Annotated in this window: 18 protein-coding genes; 2 read left to right on the plus strand and 16 right to left on the minus strand. The window is 66.7% G+C overall.

Annotation, left to right across the window (positions count from 1 at the left end):
- Window positions 1–38: 38 nt before the first annotated feature.
- The 15 genes from flgH to motA form a co-directional block, all read right to left on the minus strand.
- Window positions 39–749: a flagellar basal body L-ring protein FlgH gene (gene flgH, locus BM175_RS05625; protein ID WP_055889544.1), complete on the minus strand. Its 711-nt coding sequence runs from the start codon at window positions 747–749 to the stop codon at window positions 39–41.
- Complete coding sequence (locus BM175_RS05630; RefSeq protein ID WP_090960495.1) at window positions 746–1,345, minus strand: MotE family protein; 600 nt, start codon at window positions 1,343–1,345, stop codon at window positions 746–748. The genes flgH and BM175_RS05630 overlap by 4 nt, the downstream gene beginning before the upstream one ends.
- The gene (gene flgI, locus BM175_RS05635) at window positions 1,345–2,550 is read right to left on the minus strand and encodes a flagellar basal body P-ring protein FlgI (protein ID WP_090960498.1); all 1,206 of its coding nucleotides are present in this window, start codon (window positions 2,548–2,550) and stop codon (window positions 1,345–1,347) included. Before flgI ends, BM175_RS05630 begins: the two co-directional genes overlap by 1 nt.
- Entirely contained in the window at window positions 2,547–3,023 is a 477-nt protein-coding gene (flgA, locus tag BM175_RS05640; protein ID WP_090960501.1) for a flagellar basal body P-ring formation chaperone FlgA, read from the minus strand. The genes flgI and flgA overlap by 4 nt, the downstream gene beginning before the upstream one ends.
- Window positions 3,024–3,028: 5 nt before the next feature.
- Window positions 3,029–3,811: a flagellar basal-body rod protein FlgG gene (gene flgG, locus BM175_RS05645; protein ID WP_090960504.1), complete on the minus strand. Its 783-nt coding sequence runs from the start codon at window positions 3,809–3,811 to the stop codon at window positions 3,029–3,031.
- Between the two features lie 15 nt (window positions 3,812–3,826).
- Window positions 3,827–4,147 (minus strand): flagellar hook-basal body complex protein FliE, encoded by a 321-nt coding sequence (gene fliE, locus BM175_RS05650; protein WP_090960506.1) that lies wholly within the window; start codon window positions 4,145–4,147, stop codon window positions 3,827–3,829.
- Window positions 4,148–4,152: 5 nt separating this feature from the next.
- Window positions 4,153–4,569, minus strand: coding sequence for a flagellar basal body rod protein FlgC (flgC, locus tag BM175_RS05655; RefSeq protein WP_090960508.1), 417 nt, complete (start codon window positions 4,567–4,569; stop codon window positions 4,153–4,155).
- Window positions 4,570–4,573: 4 nt separating this feature from the next.
- Window positions 4,574–4,954, minus strand: a complete 381-nt coding sequence (gene flgB / locus BM175_RS05660) for a flagellar basal body rod protein FlgB (protein WP_090960512.1) — start codon at window positions 4,952–4,954, stop codon at window positions 4,574–4,576.
- Between the two features lie 182 nt (window positions 4,955–5,136).
- Window positions 5,137–5,586 (minus strand): hypothetical protein, encoded by a 450-nt coding sequence (locus BM175_RS05665; RefSeq protein ID WP_090960514.1) that lies wholly within the window; start codon window positions 5,584–5,586, stop codon window positions 5,137–5,139.
- A gap of 71 nt (window positions 5,587–5,657) precedes the next feature.
- Window positions 5,658–6,746, minus strand: a complete 1,089-nt coding sequence (gene flhB / locus BM175_RS05670; RefSeq protein WP_090960517.1) for a flagellar biosynthesis protein FlhB — start codon at window positions 6,744–6,746, stop codon at window positions 5,658–5,660.
- Between the two features lie 70 nt (window positions 6,747–6,816).
- Window positions 6,817–7,845 (minus strand): FliG C-terminal domain-containing protein, encoded by a 1,029-nt coding sequence (locus BM175_RS05675; RefSeq protein ID WP_090960520.1) that lies wholly within the window; start codon window positions 7,843–7,845, stop codon window positions 6,817–6,819.
- Between the two features lie 6 nt (window positions 7,846–7,851).
- Window positions 7,852–8,169, minus strand: coding sequence for a flagellar motor switch protein FliN (gene fliN, locus BM175_RS05680; protein WP_244545914.1), 318 nt, complete (start codon window positions 8,167–8,169; stop codon window positions 7,852–7,854).
- Window positions 8,170–8,343: 174 nt separating this feature from the next.
- Window positions 8,344–8,712, minus strand: coding sequence for a hypothetical protein (locus tag BM175_RS05685; protein WP_139224570.1), 369 nt, complete (start codon window positions 8,710–8,712; stop codon window positions 8,344–8,346).
- Entirely contained in the window at window positions 8,693–9,628 is a 936-nt protein-coding gene (locus BM175_RS05690; RefSeq protein WP_090960526.1) for a FliM/FliN family flagellar motor switch protein, read from the minus strand. Before BM175_RS05690 ends, BM175_RS05685 begins: the two co-directional genes overlap by 20 nt.
- A gap of 9 nt (window positions 9,629–9,637) precedes the next feature.
- The gene (gene motA, locus BM175_RS05695) at window positions 9,638–10,504 is read right to left on the minus strand and encodes a flagellar motor stator protein MotA (protein ID WP_090960528.1); all 867 of its coding nucleotides are present in this window, start codon (window positions 10,502–10,504) and stop codon (window positions 9,638–9,640) included.
- A gap of 188 nt (window positions 10,505–10,692) precedes the next feature.
- On the opposite strand from motA, the gene flgF reads away from it, so the two are divergent.
- The gene (gene flgF / locus BM175_RS05700) at window positions 10,693–11,418 is read left to right on the plus strand and encodes a flagellar basal-body rod protein FlgF (RefSeq protein ID WP_090960531.1); all 726 of its coding nucleotides are present in this window, start codon (window positions 10,693–10,695) and stop codon (window positions 11,416–11,418) included.
- Window positions 11,415–12,743 (plus strand): FliI/YscN family ATPase, encoded by a 1,329-nt coding sequence (locus BM175_RS05705; RefSeq protein WP_090960534.1) that lies wholly within the window; start codon window positions 11,415–11,417, stop codon window positions 12,741–12,743. Before flgF ends, BM175_RS05705 begins: the two co-directional genes overlap by 4 nt.
- Window positions 12,744–12,768: 25 nt before the next feature.
- Here BM175_RS05705 and BM175_RS05710 read toward each other — a convergent pair whose 3' ends face one another.
- Entirely contained in the window at window positions 12,769–15,213 is a 2,445-nt protein-coding gene (locus tag BM175_RS05710; protein WP_090960537.1) for a putative bifunctional diguanylate cyclase/phosphodiesterase, read from the minus strand.
- Window positions 15,214–15,459 lie beyond the last annotated feature (246 nt).

Genomic DNA, 15,459 nt, shown 5'->3' on the forward strand with positions numbered 1-15,459 from the left:
CCGTGGACGAGATCGGCACGGTGCGACGTGCGCCCTCGTCAGTAGGGCAGAACGTTGTCGAGGACCTGCTGGCCCCAGCCCGGCTGCTGCACTTCCGTCAGGCGGCCGCGGCCGCCATAGGAGATGCGGGCTTCCGCGATCTTCTCGTAGTGGATCGTGTTGTTGGGCAGGATGTCGCCCGGCCGGATGATGCCGGCGATCGACAGGACGCGCACCTCGAAGTTGACGCGCACCTCCTGCTGGCCGGCGATGTAGAGGTTGCCGTTCGGCAGGACCTGCGTCACCACGGCCGCGACGGACACGTCGATCTCTTCCTTACGGTCCACGGTTCCCTTGCCGGTCGCCTTGGTGCCGTTCTTGAGGCCGAGCGTGGTGCCGACGGTCGGCAACCCGTAGGAGCCGATCGAGCCCTTGAGGTCGGCGCCGACGCTGACGCCGGAGTCGCGCGAGCGCTTGGTGTTGTTGTCGAGCGTCGCCTTGTCGTCGATCTGGATCTTCACCGTCACGATGTCGCCGACGTTGAGTGCGCGCGTGTCGCGGAAGAGATCGGCGTTGCGGCCTGTCCACAGCGAGTTGACGTTGCGCGGCAGCTCGTTCGGCCCGGGGCCGGGCGCCGGCTGGACGATCGGGGCATTCTGGTAGAGCCCGCTGCCGACCGGCGTCAGCAGCGGCTCGCGAAACGCATCCTCGCGCGTGGTGGAACAACCGGCAAGGAGGCCGACGGCCAGGAGGGGGGCAATGGCTCTCACAGGGACTGGTCCTTCGCACCGGCCTCGGCGGAGGCGCGGTCGGTCTTCTTGACGATCAGCGCCGCGAGTTCGGACGCGATCGGCGCGGGCATCTCGGCGAGGATCGCGCTCGCCTGCCGCGGCTTGAGGCGCGTCAGGAGCGAGGCGGCGATCGGGCGGTCGAGCGCGGCCATCTGGGCGGCCGCCGCATCCGGCTTCATGCCGGAATAGATGCCGATCACGATGTCGGATGTCGAGTTGATGAAGTCACGGCGCTCGCCGAGCCACTTCTCGACCTCGGCGCGCTTGGCCTCGAGTTCGTTGATCTTGGAGGAGATCTCGCCTTCGGCCTGGCGGATCTCGGCCAGCTGCATGGCGTTGCGTGCGTCGAGCGCGGGATTGGCGATGTTGGAGCAGAAACGGTCCGTATCGGTCATCGGCGCTTCCGGCGTCACCATCTCCTTGCCGTCGGCGCCGATGACGCGCACCTTGGCGGGCGTCGTCGGCATGGCCGGCGGCGGCGTCGACGCGCCTTCGGCGAAAGCCGCGTCTGCGGTCACAAGCGCGAGCATCAGGCCGAGCCCGAGGGCCTTACGATGGGAGCGGAACGAGGTCATCACTGCACCACGATCTCGGCCTGCATGGCGCCGGCCGTCTTGATAGCCTGAAGAATGGCGATGATGCCGGTCGGCTTGAGGCCGAGGCGGTTCAGCCCGCGCACCACGCTGTCGAGATTGGCGCCCTGCACGATCGCGAGATTTCCGCCGCCCTGCTCGGCGTTCACCGTCGTATCCGCCGTGACCACGGTCTGCCCTTCGCTGAAGGGGGCGGGCTGCGAGACATTGGGAATATCGGTGATGCGCACGGTCAGGCTGCCATGCGTGACCGCGACCGTCGAGATCTGGACATCCTTGCCGATGACGACCGTGCCGGTGCGCTCGTCGATCACGACCCGCGCGGCGGTGTCCGGCTCGATCATCAGGTCGCCGACATCCGCGATGAAGCGGGTGGACGACATCTTGGCCGGGCGCGTCAGCGAGATCGTGCGGAAATCCTGCTCGCGCGCCACGGGCTTGCCGTAGGAGCGCACCGCGAACGAGTTGATCGCATCGACGACGCGGATCGCGGTGCGGTAGTCGGGATTGCGCAGTTCCATGGTGATGTTGGGCGTATCCACCGTCGCACGCGGAACCTCGCGCTCGATCAGCGCGCCGCCGGCGATGCGCCCGGTCGTCGGCGTGCCCTGCGTCAGGCTCTCGTTGGTGCCCTCGGAAGAGAAGCCGCTGACCGCGAGCGCCCCCTGCCCTACGGCGTAGATCTCACCATCCGGGCCGTAGAGCGGCGTCATCACGAGCGTGCCGCCCATCAGCGACGAGGCGTCGCCCAGCGAGGAGACCGACACGTCGATGCGCGAGCCGATGCCGGCGAAGGCCGGCAGGTCGGCGGTGACGATGACGGCCGCGACGTTGCGGGTGCGCGGGTTGGCGCCGCGCACGTTGACGCCCATCCGGTCCAGCATGGACTGGAGCGATTGCTCGGTGAAGGGCGAGTTTCGCAGGCTGTCGCCCGAGCCCTGCAGGCCGATGACCAGACCGTAGCCGACGAGCTGGTTGTCGCGCACGCCCTTGATCGTGGTGACGTCCTTGATGCGCACTCCGCCGGACTGGCGGGCACGCGGGACGATCGTCTGGAAGTTCTCGTGCGCGCCGATGCCGGCCTGGGCGTATCCGTAGTCCGCGACGCCGTAGTCGGCCGCGTTCGCCGGAACGAGGACGGCTGCGAGGCTGGCGCCGAGGACGACGGTGCGAAGCGATGCTCTCATTGCGCCGACACCTCGATCGAACCGTCCTCGGACGCGATGCCGCTGATCAGGACGCCGCTGTCGACGTTGCGCACGCGCACCGGCTGACCCGCCTGCGCCGACTGGAGCGGCAGGCCCTTGCCGGTGATAAGGAGGCCCTCCTCGCGATAGATGAGGGTCGCGACCTGTCCGACCGTGACGGCATCCGGCGACTTGAGGTCGCTGAGGAGGATCGGCTGGTTCGGCAGCAGCGTGCGACGCGCGATCCGGTCCTTCAGCATGCCTTCCTCGACCACATAGGCCGAAAGCTGGTTGCCGGGGACGGTGAAGCGCGCCGAGATGACGCCGCGGTCGAGGACGCTCTGTCCGGGATAGATCACGGCGGTGGGAACCGGCAGGTTCAGATCCGCGGCGCCCGCCGTGCCAGCGGCCGGGACGAGGCCGAGCGCGGCGGCGGCCAGGACGTGTCTTGCAAGGCGGACGATGCGGGTCATGATGCTCAGCGGATGCCCTTGGAGACGACGCCCGACATCTCGTCGGCGGCCTGGATGACCTTGGAGTTCATCTCGTAGGCGCGCTGCGCCGAGATCAGCTCGGAGATTTCCTTCACCGGATCGACGTTGGAGTTTTCGAGGTAGCCCTGCTTGATGACGCCGTAGCCCGGATCGCCCGGCACGCCGGCGATCGGGGCGCCGGATGCGGCCGTCTCGCGGAACAGGTTGCCGCCCTCGGCCGCCAGACCCGGCTCGTTGGCGAAGTTGACGAGGGTCAGCTGACCGATCAGCTGCGCCTCGCCCTCCACCGTGGCGTAGACCTCGCCGGAATCGTTGATCGAGATGTCGGTCGTGTTCTGCGGAACGGTGATGCCGGGGTCCACGGTGAAGCCGTCGAGCGTCACGATCTGGCCGGTATCGTTCTTGTTGAGCGCGCCGTCGCGCGTGTAGAGCGTCTCGCCGCCAGGGCCCTGGATCTGGAGCCAGCCCTGACCGTTGATCGCGATGTCGAGATTGTTGCCGGTCTGCTCGAGCGCACCCTGGATGTGGACGGAGCGAACGGCGGCCGTGCGCACACCGAGGCCGATGCGCGCGCCTTCGGGAACGACGTTCTCGCCGCCGCGCGCCGGCACGCCCTGCATCCGCTCGACCTGATAGAGGAGATCGGTAAACTCGGCGCGGGCGCGCTTGAAGCCGGTGGTGTTGATGTTCGCGATGTTGTTCGCGATCACTTCGACGTTGGTCTGCTGGGCGTTCATGCCGGTCGCGGCGATCGCAAGGGCGCGCATGGGCTGGTACTTTCGTTAGATCGACATGCGGGAAAGTTCGAGATAGGCGGAGACGACCTTGTCGCGCAGCGCGACGGCCGTCTGAAGCGTGCGCTCGGCACCCATCACGGCGTCGACGACCGCCTGGGTGGAAGCCTTGCCGTTGACGCCCTGGATCGAGACGGTCTCCGCGCCCTTCATGGACTGCGTCGCCTCGCGGGCGATCTCGTTCATGGCGGCGGCAAAGCTCTGACCGGCTTCCTGGGTGGCTGCGGCGCTCGAGGCGCCGGCAGGAGAAAGACCGTCGAGGCGCAGCGCGTCGACGCGCGGCATGGCACTGCCGATGGCGGGGATCATGGGCGTCAGCCTCTCATGAGATCGATGGTGAGATTGATGAGCTCGCGCGCCTGCTTGATGACCTGCAGGTTCGCTTCGTAGGAGCGGTTCGCCTCGCGCATGTCGGTCATCTCGACCAGCATGTTGACGTTCGGCATCTTGACGTAGCCATCCTTGTCGGCGGCCGGATTGCCGGGATCGTGCTCCATGCGGAAGTCCGAGCGGTCGGTGCCGACCGACTTGATGCGCACGAGATCGGCCCCGAGAAGCCGGTCCATCTCGCTCGTGAAGGCGACGGTCTTGCGCCGGTAGGGATCGCTTCCGGGCGTCTCGCCCGTGGAGCGGGCATTGGCCACGTTCTCGGACACGATGCGCATCCGTTCGGATTGCGCCTCGAGGCCGCTCGCCGCGATCTTGAGGGCCGAGGTGATCGAATCGGTCAAGGCGTCAGCCCTTCAGCGTGGTCATGAACATGCGGTGGAACGACTTCGCGACGGAGGTCGAAAGGGCGAAGTCGCGCGACACCTCGCCGGCCTTGAGCATTTCCTGCTCGAGGCTGACCGAGTTGCCGGAATGGGTGACGTCCCACGGCTTCTGGGCGGCTTCGTCGATGCCGAAATCACGGCCGGCCGAAGCGACGAGGTGGCTCGGGTTCGAGCCGGACATCTGGAGCGCCGTCGTCTCCAGCACTTCGGAGAACGGCGTCACGTCCTTGGCCCGATAGGTCGGCGTGTTCGCGTTGGCCACGTTCTCGGCGACCACGGCCTGGCGCGCGGACAGCCATTCGGCTCGGCGGGAACTCAGCCCGAAAAGATAGAACTCGCTCAAGGGTCGCGTCCTCGGACATTTGATCGGTGCCCCATTCATAGGAACAGCCACTTGTCCGAAGCTGACGATCTTACAGATTTCTTAGTATTAACTGATCGTTAATCAGTATTAACGAAATTATAAAGCATCAACAAAAAGGCCCCGCCGATGGCGAGGCCTCGAAAACTGCAGGCGGAATGGTTTCAGGCGTTGCGCGCCGTGGCAAGGCGCGCGGCCGCGATCGCAGTCTTCAGGCGCTCGGTATTGGCCGCAGGGTCGGCATCCGGGTCGGAGAAGGCGATGTAGTTGATATGGACGGCCGCCTTGGTCGCGGTCAGCGACAGCTTGAAGTGCACCGTCACCTCGCCGCCGTGGAATTCCATGTCGAGGTCGATCGTCGGCGCGCTGCCCCAGTTGAGATGCACGTCGCCGCCGCCCGCGAACCGCAGCGAGCCGGGTGCGAGGTAGAGCTGCGCCGAGGACTCGACGATGTCGGCGATATTGCCGAACTGGTCCATCCGCAGGAAGGCCACGTAGTCGACGACGTCGACGAGGCGCAGCTCGGCCACCACTTCCTTGATCCCGTTCGCCAGCGCCTTCTCGCGGTCGGCTGCGTACTTGTTGCGAACGTTGAGCATGACGTGGGAACCCATGGAGGACCTTTACGCGAAATGAACCGAAACGCCTTCCCGAGGGGAAGGCAGGCGTCGACAGGTCGGCCGGGTCAGGCTGCCCCGATCTCCAGGCGCGCCTGAGAGCGCGACTGAAGGAAGTAGATAAGTTCCGCGACCGCCTTGAAGAATTGGGGCGGAATCATCTGGTCGATTTCGACATGGTCGTACATCGACCTTGCCAAGAGCTTGTCTTCGATGACCGGGATGTCGTTGGTCTCGGCGATCTCGCGGATCTTGAGCGCCAGGACATCGACGCCCTTGGCGACCACCACCGGCGCACCGCCCTCCTCGCGCACGTAGCGCAAGGCGATGGCGTAGTGGGTCGGATTGGCGATCACGACGGTCGCGCGCGGCACCGCCGCCATCATCCGGCGCTTGGTGCGCTCGCGGGCGATCTGGCGCTGGCGCGCCTTGACCATCGGATCGCCTTCCGACTGCTTCATCTCGTCCTTGATCTCCTGCTTGGACATGCGCAGGTCGCGCCGCCACAGGATGCGAGAGAAGAGAAGGTCCGCGGCGACCAGCACGATGGTGGCGACCGACACGGCCGCGAGGAGCCGCATCGCCAGGCCGAGGATCGTTTCGGGAAGCAGGAGTGGGTCCGAGAACATCGTCTTCAACAGCAAGGGCAGTTCGTCGGACAAGATCCAACCGACGATGATCGTAACGGCAGAGAACTTGAATAAGGATTTACCGAACTCGGTGAATCCGCGACGCCCGAACAAACGCCCCCAGCCGCTCGAAAGCGACATGTTCGAATACTTGGGACGGATGCGCTCGAGGTTGATCTGCGGCGGGTTCTGGAGCAGCGAGGCAAGAATACCCGCCACCATGAAGAGGCCCGTCGCCGGCAGCACGAACTTGGCGCTCTGTAGCGCCATCGCGTGCAGAAACTGCAGGGCGTCGATTCCGTTCCCGATCGACCATTGCGTCGGGTTCTCGAAGGTGACCTTGAGATCGCTGGCGAGCTGCGCCGCGTTGTTGCGCGCCTGGAAGACGACGACGGCGATGGCGGCGAGAAGGGAGGCGAGGATCGGTGCTTCGCGCGAGACGGGAAGGTTGCCCTTCTCGACCGTATCGCGGATCTTCTTCTCCGTCGGTTCCTCGGTTTGGGACTCCTTGTCCGCACCCTCCGACATGCCGCGCCCGCCCCTTCACGAAACAGATAGCGGCCCCGTGCGCGCTCTAGCGCCGGGACCGCGATGGTTGTCAGCCCTCAACCTTCTCGGTGAGGTCGATTCGCCCTTCGGCGGCGAGCCGCAGGGCCGCGCCCGCGATGGCCCGCCGGGCGGCCTGGATGGCGTCGGCAGCCGCCGGCTCGTTGCGGCCGAGTTCGGCCTCGACCATGCGGCGGGCGCGCGCGCCGAGCGCCGAGAGTACGGCCTCGCGCAGGTCCTGCGGCGCGCCATTGAGCGCGAGCGTGACCTGTTCCACCTGGATCGCGTCGAAGAGGACAAGACGGCCCTTCTTCGACAGCTCGGCCACGTCCTCAAAGGCGAAGAGCAGCTTGCGAAGCGCCGCCGCCTCTTCCGGCTCGGTGGTCTCCAGCGAGGCGAGGAGTTCCTCGGTCTGCGCCTTGTCCATCCGGTTCACGATTTCGGCCATCGTCGCGTAGCGCTCGCGGCGCTCGGCGCCGTTCGAGGACGAGACGAACGCCTCGCGGCAGCGACGCTCGATCAGCCGCGCGATCGCTTCCGGCGGCGGGGCCGACGACAGCATGCGGCGCATGATGTCGTTGCGGCGGGCGGGCGCCATGCCGGCGACGACGACGGCCGCGAGGTCGGACTTCAGGCGCTGGAGGATATAGGCCGCCACCTGCGGATGCTCGCGGTCGAGGATCTTGGCAAGCGCCTCGGCGCCGAGCTGCTCGATCTCCTGCCAGACCGGGACACCGCTCTCGTCGATCGGCATCGCCTCGCCCTCGAAGACGATCGCCAGATCCTCGTTCGACAGGCTCGAGCGCAGGAGCTTCGTCATCTCGTCGTTGAGGCCGGTGATGGCCGCCCCGGCGCGGAACGCGTCCTGGAAGTCGGCGACGATCTCGTCGAGCTCCATCGGGGTGACCGAGTTCGGCAGCGCCGCGCTCTGGCGCAGCGCCCGGATCTCCTCGGCGCTGAAATGCTTCAGGAGCTTGGTCGCGCCCTCGCCGCCCAGCGTCAGGAGCAGGACGGCGGCGCGCGAGGCGCCGCTCAGCGTCGGCGCGCCCAGTTCGCGGCTCTGATAGGCTTCCGAGAGCATCGTGTCTTAGGCGCCCTTGGCGCGGGGCTGGCGTGCGGTGGGGGCGACGATCTCGGTCAGCGTGATGCCGAAGCGCGATTCCTCGTTCTCCAGTACGACAACCTCACCGCGCGCCACGATGCGGCCGTTCACGATGAGATCGACGGGATCGGAGATGTTGGTGTCGAGCTTCACCACCGCGCCACGGCCGAGCTTCATCAGGTTGGCGACCGGCATCACGGTGGAGCCCAGAACGACCTGCATCGTGACCGGGATGTTCATGATGACATCAAGGTTGGGCGTCACGTCCGCGACCGGCTCTTCCTCGACGTCGGCGAAGCTCATGCCGTGGCCCATGTGGTGGCCGTCTTCGGCATCCTCGACCACCTCGTCCATCTCGAACCCGTTGTCCATGGCGCCGAACTGGCCGCCGAACTGGGTCTCGGTCTCGAGTTCCATCGTCTCGTTCTGCATCGGGGTCGTCCTCGGGAAGGTCTGGATCGCCGAGCGATCCGCAAATTAACGATTAGCGCTCGTAACTGACGCGAAGCGGGAGATCGCGTCGTTGTCGTGGGGGATCGCGGCGGCGGTGACCGGGGCGCCACGCTTCTGCTCGTAGGAGTCGAGGAGGATGTCGAGACGCTCGACCAGCTCCTGCGCCTCGGCCGCGCGCTCCTCGAGGGCGCGCAGCGTGCGCACGCCCTCGCTCTTCAGGAGGACCACGGCGTTGGCCGCGCGGTTGATCGAGGCATCGGCGTCCTCGAGAGCCTGACGGAAGCCGGTCTCCTCCGAGCGCAGCCGCTTCAGCTCCTTGTACATCAAGCCCGTGCGCCAGCTCGTGACTAGGAGAGCCGCAACGAGAACGGCGTCAATGAGCCAGGATGTCATCGATGAACTCCTCGGTCGGATCCACGGGTTCGGAGACCTTGATGACGTAGGTGTCGCGAGATCGGCCCATGGCGCCGCGGAAGAGGCGCTGCCCCTCGCATTCCAGAAGCACGAGGCTTTGCATCGTGGCGTCCAGCGCGATCGTCTGGCCGACATGGAAGGTCGAGATCTCGCCGAGCGAGGTCTGCTGCTCGCACAGGATGGCGCGAACGTGCATGTCGGTCTTCTGGAAACCGGCCTCGAGATCGCGCGCCCAGGTCTCGTCGACGATCGACGGCCCCTCGTCGGGAACGGCCGCGAACTTGCGCCGGTGCGGCGACAGGACGGACTCCGGGATCGCCACCCTGAGGGCGGCTTCGCAGCGGCCGATCGACAGGCGGAAGCGGAACTCGACGAAGGTACGCGCTTCGGGCGCGATCCACTCGTCGAGCTTCTCGCCGATCCCCTCGACGAGCAGCCGGTCGGCCGACATGCCGAGCGCGACGACGTCGGCGAAGACCGCGTTGCCCGTCTCGACGAAGCTGCGCAGCGCCGCATCGGCGAAGAAGCGGCCGACGCTGGTCAGCGGGCGCCCCGGCACCGGGGCGTCGCGCCCGTCGCCGCCGAAGCCCGCTTCCGTCACGGTGTCGGCCAGGCGGCCGTCGGCTGCGACCAGCGCCATCTCGCGCCATTTCGACGAGCGGACCGTCAGCACCAGTTGCGTGTCGGTGTCCGACAGGGCCGAGGGCGACAGCACGAAGGGCGAGGAAGCGATGAACTCGACGGTGAGCGGCGAGGCATGGCCCGCCGCCAGCTTGGCGGACACGGCCTCGGCCCACTTGGTTCCGATCTGCTTGAGGCGCGGGAAGCGCTCCGGCTCGATCCGGGCGGCCGAGCGCAGGCGCTCGCCGATGTTGCGTTCGGTGACCGTGTCCATGGTCCCTCCTTATGCGGCCGAAGGGGCGCCGCCGATCGTCTCGGCTTCCACCTGATCGATGGTCGGGCGGTCGTAGGCGGAGATCGCCTTGCGGCCGTATTCCAAGGCGACCTGCGGGAGGGCGCCGTTCATGTAGGCGATGAGCGTCTGCTTGATGATGACGTACATGCGCATCTTCTTCTCGCGCACGCCCTTCACCTTTGTGGCGAGTGGGGCGAACACGCCGTAGGAGAAGAAGATGCCTGCGAAGGTGCCGACGAGCGCGGCGCCGACGAGATGACCGAGCACTTCCGGCGACTGGTCGAGCGCGCCCATCGCGTGGACGATACCCAGAACCGCGGCGACGATGCCGAGCGCCGGAAGGCCGTCGGCGATGTCCTGGATCGCGTGCTTGGGCTTCAGCTGGTCGCGGGCGACCGTCTGGATCTCCTCCTCCATCAGTGCCTCGATCTCATGCGGGCGGGCGTTGCCGACGATGATCAGGCGGCAGTAGTCGCAGATGAAATCGGTCATCGGCTTGTTCTTCAGGATGCTGGGGAAGGCGCTGAAGATCGCGGAGTCCGCAGGGTTGTCGACGTGCGATTCGAACTCCGAGCGCGACTTCGACTTCATCTCGCGCATCAGCGAGTGGAGGAGGCTCAGGAGGTCGAGATAGTCGCGCTGCTTGGGAACAGCGTTCTTGAAGGCTTCGCCGATCGCCTTGCCGGTATCCTTCACGACCTTCATGTTGTTGGCGATCAGGAACGTGCCGAGGGCCGCGCCCAGAATGATCAGAAGCTCGTAGGGCTGCCAGAGAACATAGAGATGTCCGCCAGACGCGACGTAGCCGCCCAGAACGCAGCCGATCGTCACGATAAGGCCGAGAATGATACCCATCGGGCTAACCCTTGAACGATAAAGGAATTCGTAAGAAGGATTAACGAGGCGGACTTGCGCGAGACTGTGCGTTTGCAGCGCGGCCGGGTCAGCTTCGATCCATTCGCACCGGGCATCATGACGGAGATTTCGGCCCGTCCGCCCGACGGTGCCGGCGCTCGTTCAGCTGCCCAGTCCCGGATCGCATCATGCAGACCTCGCTTCCCGTCGCCCTTTCCGCGCAGCTCGCCATGGAAAAGCGCCTCGACACGCTCGCCAACAATCTGGCGAACGTCGGCACGGCCGGCTTCCGCGCCGAGGAGGTGAAGTTCGAAAGCCTGATGTCGCGGGCGTCTTCCCGGACCGTGGCCTTCGCCTCGCAGGGTCAGCAGTATCTGTCGACCCGCGCCGGCGCGCTCACCGAAACCGGCAACCCGCTCGACATGGCGGTCGCCGGCGAGGCCTTCTTCGCGATCCAGACGCCGAAGGGCACCGTCTACACGCGCGATGGCCGGATGCAGATGTCGGATGCCGGCGAGCTGCGCACGGTCAACGGCGAGCCCTTCCTCGACGTCGGCGGCGCACCGCTGCAGATCGACCCGAACGGCGGTCCGATCCACATCGCCCACGACGGCATGATCACGCAGGGCGGCGGCCAGATCGGCGCCGTCGGCCTCTTCAAGATGCCGGCCGGCGCCAACCTCTCGCGCGCCGGCACGTCCGGCGTCGTCCCCGACGCCAAGGCCCAGCCGATCGTCGACTTCAACGAGGACCGCATCGCGCAGGGCTTCGTCGAAGGCTCCAACGTCAATCCGATCCTTGAAATGACCCGGCTGATCGAAGTGCAGCGCATCTTCGAGCAGGCCGCCAACATGATCCAGACCTCCGAGAACTCGCTGAATGAAGCCGTCACGCAGCTCGGAGCGCCCAAGTGACGGAAGCCAGCCGGAAGAGGGATCTGTCCGGCCTCGATGAACCGCTCGTGCGCATCAGCGGGCATGTCGTCGACGTCACGCCGCAGGCCTTCCGCGTCGCCGGCCTCAGCCCCTACGTGCGGCTCGGCGACTGCGTGGTCTGCGAGGGCCCGCAGGGTCCCGAACTCGGCGAGGTCGTGCGGGTCGAAGAGGCAGCCGCCACGGTCAAGCCGTTCGCGGTGCGCTTCCAGAGCGGCGTGCGCACGCTGGCCTATCGCACCGGACCCGTCACCGTCGCCCCCTCTCCGGCCTGGAAAGGCCGAACGGTCGACGCGTTCGGACGCCCCTGCGATGACCTCGGACCGCTCGAGAACGGCGACACCGAGTTCGTCACGGATTCGCTCCCCGACGCAGCGATGCGGCGCGCGCGCATCCGTCAGCCGGTGCCGACGCAGGTCCGGGCCATCGACATCTTCACGCCGCTGATCCGTGGCCAGCGCATGGGCATCTTCGCGGGTTCGGGCGTCGGCAAGTCGACGCTGATGGGCATGCTCGCCCGCGCGCCGGGCTTCGATACGGTGGTGGTGGCGCTTGTTGGCGAGCGCGGTCGCGAGGTGCGCGAGTTCCTGGAAGAGACCATGCAGGGCGAGCTGTCGCGCGTCGTCACAGTGGTGGCGACCGGCGACGAGAGCGCCATGATGCGTCGCCTCGCACCGAAGACCGCGATGACGGTGGCCGAGTACTTCCGCGATCGCGGCGAGCACGTGCTCCTGATCGTGGACTCGGTGACGCGCCTCGCCCATGCGGCGCGGGACGTTGCCCTCGCCGCGGGCGAGCCGCCGGTCGCGCGCGGCTATCCGCCGAGCGTCTTCTCGGAACTGCCGCGCCTTCTGGAACGAGCAGGTCCCGGCGCGGAAGGCAGCGGCACGATCACCGGCCTCTTCGCCGTTCTCGTCGACGGTGACGACCATAACGAGCCCGTCGCAGACGCCATCCGGGGGACGCTCGACGGACATATCGTTCTCGACCGGACGATCGCAGAAGAAGGCCGCTTCCCCGCCATCGACCTGCTCAAGTCGATCTCCCGCATGGCCGATCTCGCGTGGAAGCCTGAGGAGCGTGAGCTCGTGTCGCGGTTGAAGGCGATGATCGCGCGCTTCGAGGACACCCGCGACCTCCGCCTGCTGGGCGGCTACCAGCGCGGCGCCGATCCGACGCTCGACCAAGCCGTCGACCTCGTGCCGCACGTCTTCGGATGCATGATGCAGCATCCGGGCGACGCGCCCTCCACGACCCCGTTCGAGGACCTGTCCCAGCGCCTCAAGGCCGGCATGTCGGGCGGCTGACGACCGGCGAAGTCGTGCCCGCCGCTCAGCTGGCTCGCGCGGCTTCCGTCTCCGCCGGACGACGGAACCGTCCCGTTCGGAAGCCTTCGCGGATCTCCATCAGCATCTTCGGCAAATCCGAGGCTGGGCGCGGCTTGGAGAAGAGGTAGCCCTGCACCTCGGAGCAGCCCTCCTGCTCCAGCCGCATGAGCTGATCGACGGTCTCGACGCCCTCCGCGATCACGCTCATCCTCATTGCGGCGCCGAGGCCCATGACGGCGCGCACGATCGCGATGTTCTCGTCGCGGTTCATGTCGCGAACGAAGGACTGGTCGATCTTGATCTTGTCGAACGGGAAGCGGCTGAGATAGCCGAGCGAGGAATAACCCGTCCCGAAATCGTCCATCGAGATCACCAGCCCGAGCTCGCGCAGGCGCTGCAGGGTGCCGAGCACGCCCTCGGCATCGTCGAGGAACAGGGATTCGGTGACCTCGAGTTGCAGCCGTTCCGCTGCGAGACCGCTCGAGCGCAGCGCCCCCTGCACGACCGTCACGAGATCCTGGCTTTTCACCTGCACGGGCGAGAGATTGACCGAGAGCGTGAGGTTGCCCGGCCACCCCGCCGCATGACGGCAGGCCTCGATCAGCACGAAGCGACCGAGGGGTACGATCAGGCCCATTTCCTCCATCAGGGGGATGAAGGTCGCGGGACCGACGAGCCCGCGCGTCGGATGGCGCCAGCGCACCAGGGCTTCGAAACCCGATGCGGCTTGGCGACGCAAATCGACGAACGGCTGGAAGTGCAGCTCGAACTCGTTGCGCTCCAGCGCCGCCCGCAGATCGGCGATCATCAGCTGCTTCGCCTGCAGTTCCTCGCGAAGCTCGGGCCGGTAGGCCTTGAACTTGCGTCCCGGCTGCGCCTTGGCCTGCTGCAGGGCCAGCTCGCAATTCTGCATCGCGCGCGCGGCATCGAGTCCCGCCACGCGATCGTCGCGCCCGACCACGACCATGCCGACGGCCACGGCAACAGCCAGGGGCCTGCCGGCGACGCGGATCGGCCGTCCGTCCACGGATTCCATGACGGCCCGCGCCAGCCGCTGCTTGCTTCCGGGCTCGCCGTCGAGCGTGATCAGGATGCCGAACTCGTCACCGTCCAGTCGGGCGACCAGCGCATCGTCCGGCACCAGCGAGCGGAAGCGCTCGCCGAGCTGACGCAAGAGATCGTCGCCCGCCGCCTGGCCGAGCGTGGCGTTCACCGTGTTGAAGTCCTCGACGTCGATCGAGAGGACGGCGATCTCGCCCTCGATCGCCTCGTCGCGTAGCATCGTCTCGAGGCTGGCATAGAAACGCGCGCGGTTCGCAAGGCCGGTCAGCGCGTCCTGGCCGGACAAGCGCTCCATCTCGCGGCTGACCGCCTGGATGCGCGTCACGTCCTCGAAGATGACGATGGTGCCGCCAACCTGCGGGCTCGCGTGACGACGCAATTCGAACGAGCGGCCGTCGGCGGCCTCCCGCGTCTCGAACTCGTGATGCGGCGGGGCGAGAAGCCGTGCGAGGAGCGGATCGCCATCCGCGCGGGCGGTCGACATGCCGACCTTCATCGACGGGAAGAGGTGCGAGAACGCAGCGTTGACGCTGAGCAGCCTGCCGGTGTCGTCGAGCACGCAGAAGGCCTGCGGAACGTTGTTCAGCGCGGCCTCGAAACGCTTCTGCTGCCGCTGCAGTTCGCCCTCGTATCGACGTGCGGTCTCGCGGCCGCCGGCCGAGATTTCCTGCATCCGCCCTTCGAGGGCGACCTCCACGAACTCGATGGCTGCTTCGAGCTCGGCGATGGCGTCGCCGCCGGCGGGAGCGAGTTGCTCCTCGCCGCTGACGCGCAGGAGGTTCGACGTCGCCTGCCGGATCGACCCGGCGATGCTTCGCGAAAGGTAGAGAAGGATGAGCAACCCGGCGACGAGACTGGCGATCGACCCCGCGATGATGAGGCGCTTCAGGTCGCCGGATCGATCCACGGTGTTCTGGCGCAGCTCGTCGACGCCCTTGCGCAGGTTCTGGGCGACGCCGTTGAGGCTGGCGACGATCTGCGTCAGCTCGCGCCGGACGAGGCGACGGGTGATCTCCCCGTCGGCCATGCGCAATCGATTGATGCCGTAGTCGAGTTCGTCCAGCCGCGCGGCGATCGGGCCGGAATTGACCGACACCGTGCGCAGTTCGCTCATCACCTTGGAAAGACCCTCGGCGATCTGCGTCGCTTCCTCGCGCGTCACGATGCGGTTGATGTCGCCGCGATGCTCGCGCTCGAAACGCTCGGACAGTTCGTCGGCGCGGATGGCGGCCGCCTCGATTCGAGCCAGAGGAAAGGTGCCGTCGTTCACGACGCGGTCGGATGCGTCGATCAGAGCCTCGCCGCTGCGGTCGATCGTCAGCGCGAAACCGGCGCCGAGGAGAGCCAGCACCAGACCACTCGCGAGAAGCTTGGCATTGATGGACATGAACGACCGCGTCTCATCCACTCGGAAACTCGGCAACGAACCACACCCTATGGCAGGCTACCGAATGCAACCATGCAATCGCCAACGTTATGGTTCCGTTACTTGTACGAATGATCGGACATTTTGAGCCTCTTTCGAGACTTCCCGTGATGGCCGTATTCGTAGAGACGAGAGGCCCAGCGAGATTTTAAAATTTCCGCAAGGTAGGGGACGCGGTCTTGTGGTGCGCCGCAAATTGCGCGAAGC

The organism is Aureimonas phyllosphaerae (genome assembly GCF_900113065.1).
GTDB lineage: Bacteria > Pseudomonadota > Alphaproteobacteria > Rhizobiales > Rhizobiaceae > Aureimonas > Aureimonas phyllosphaerae.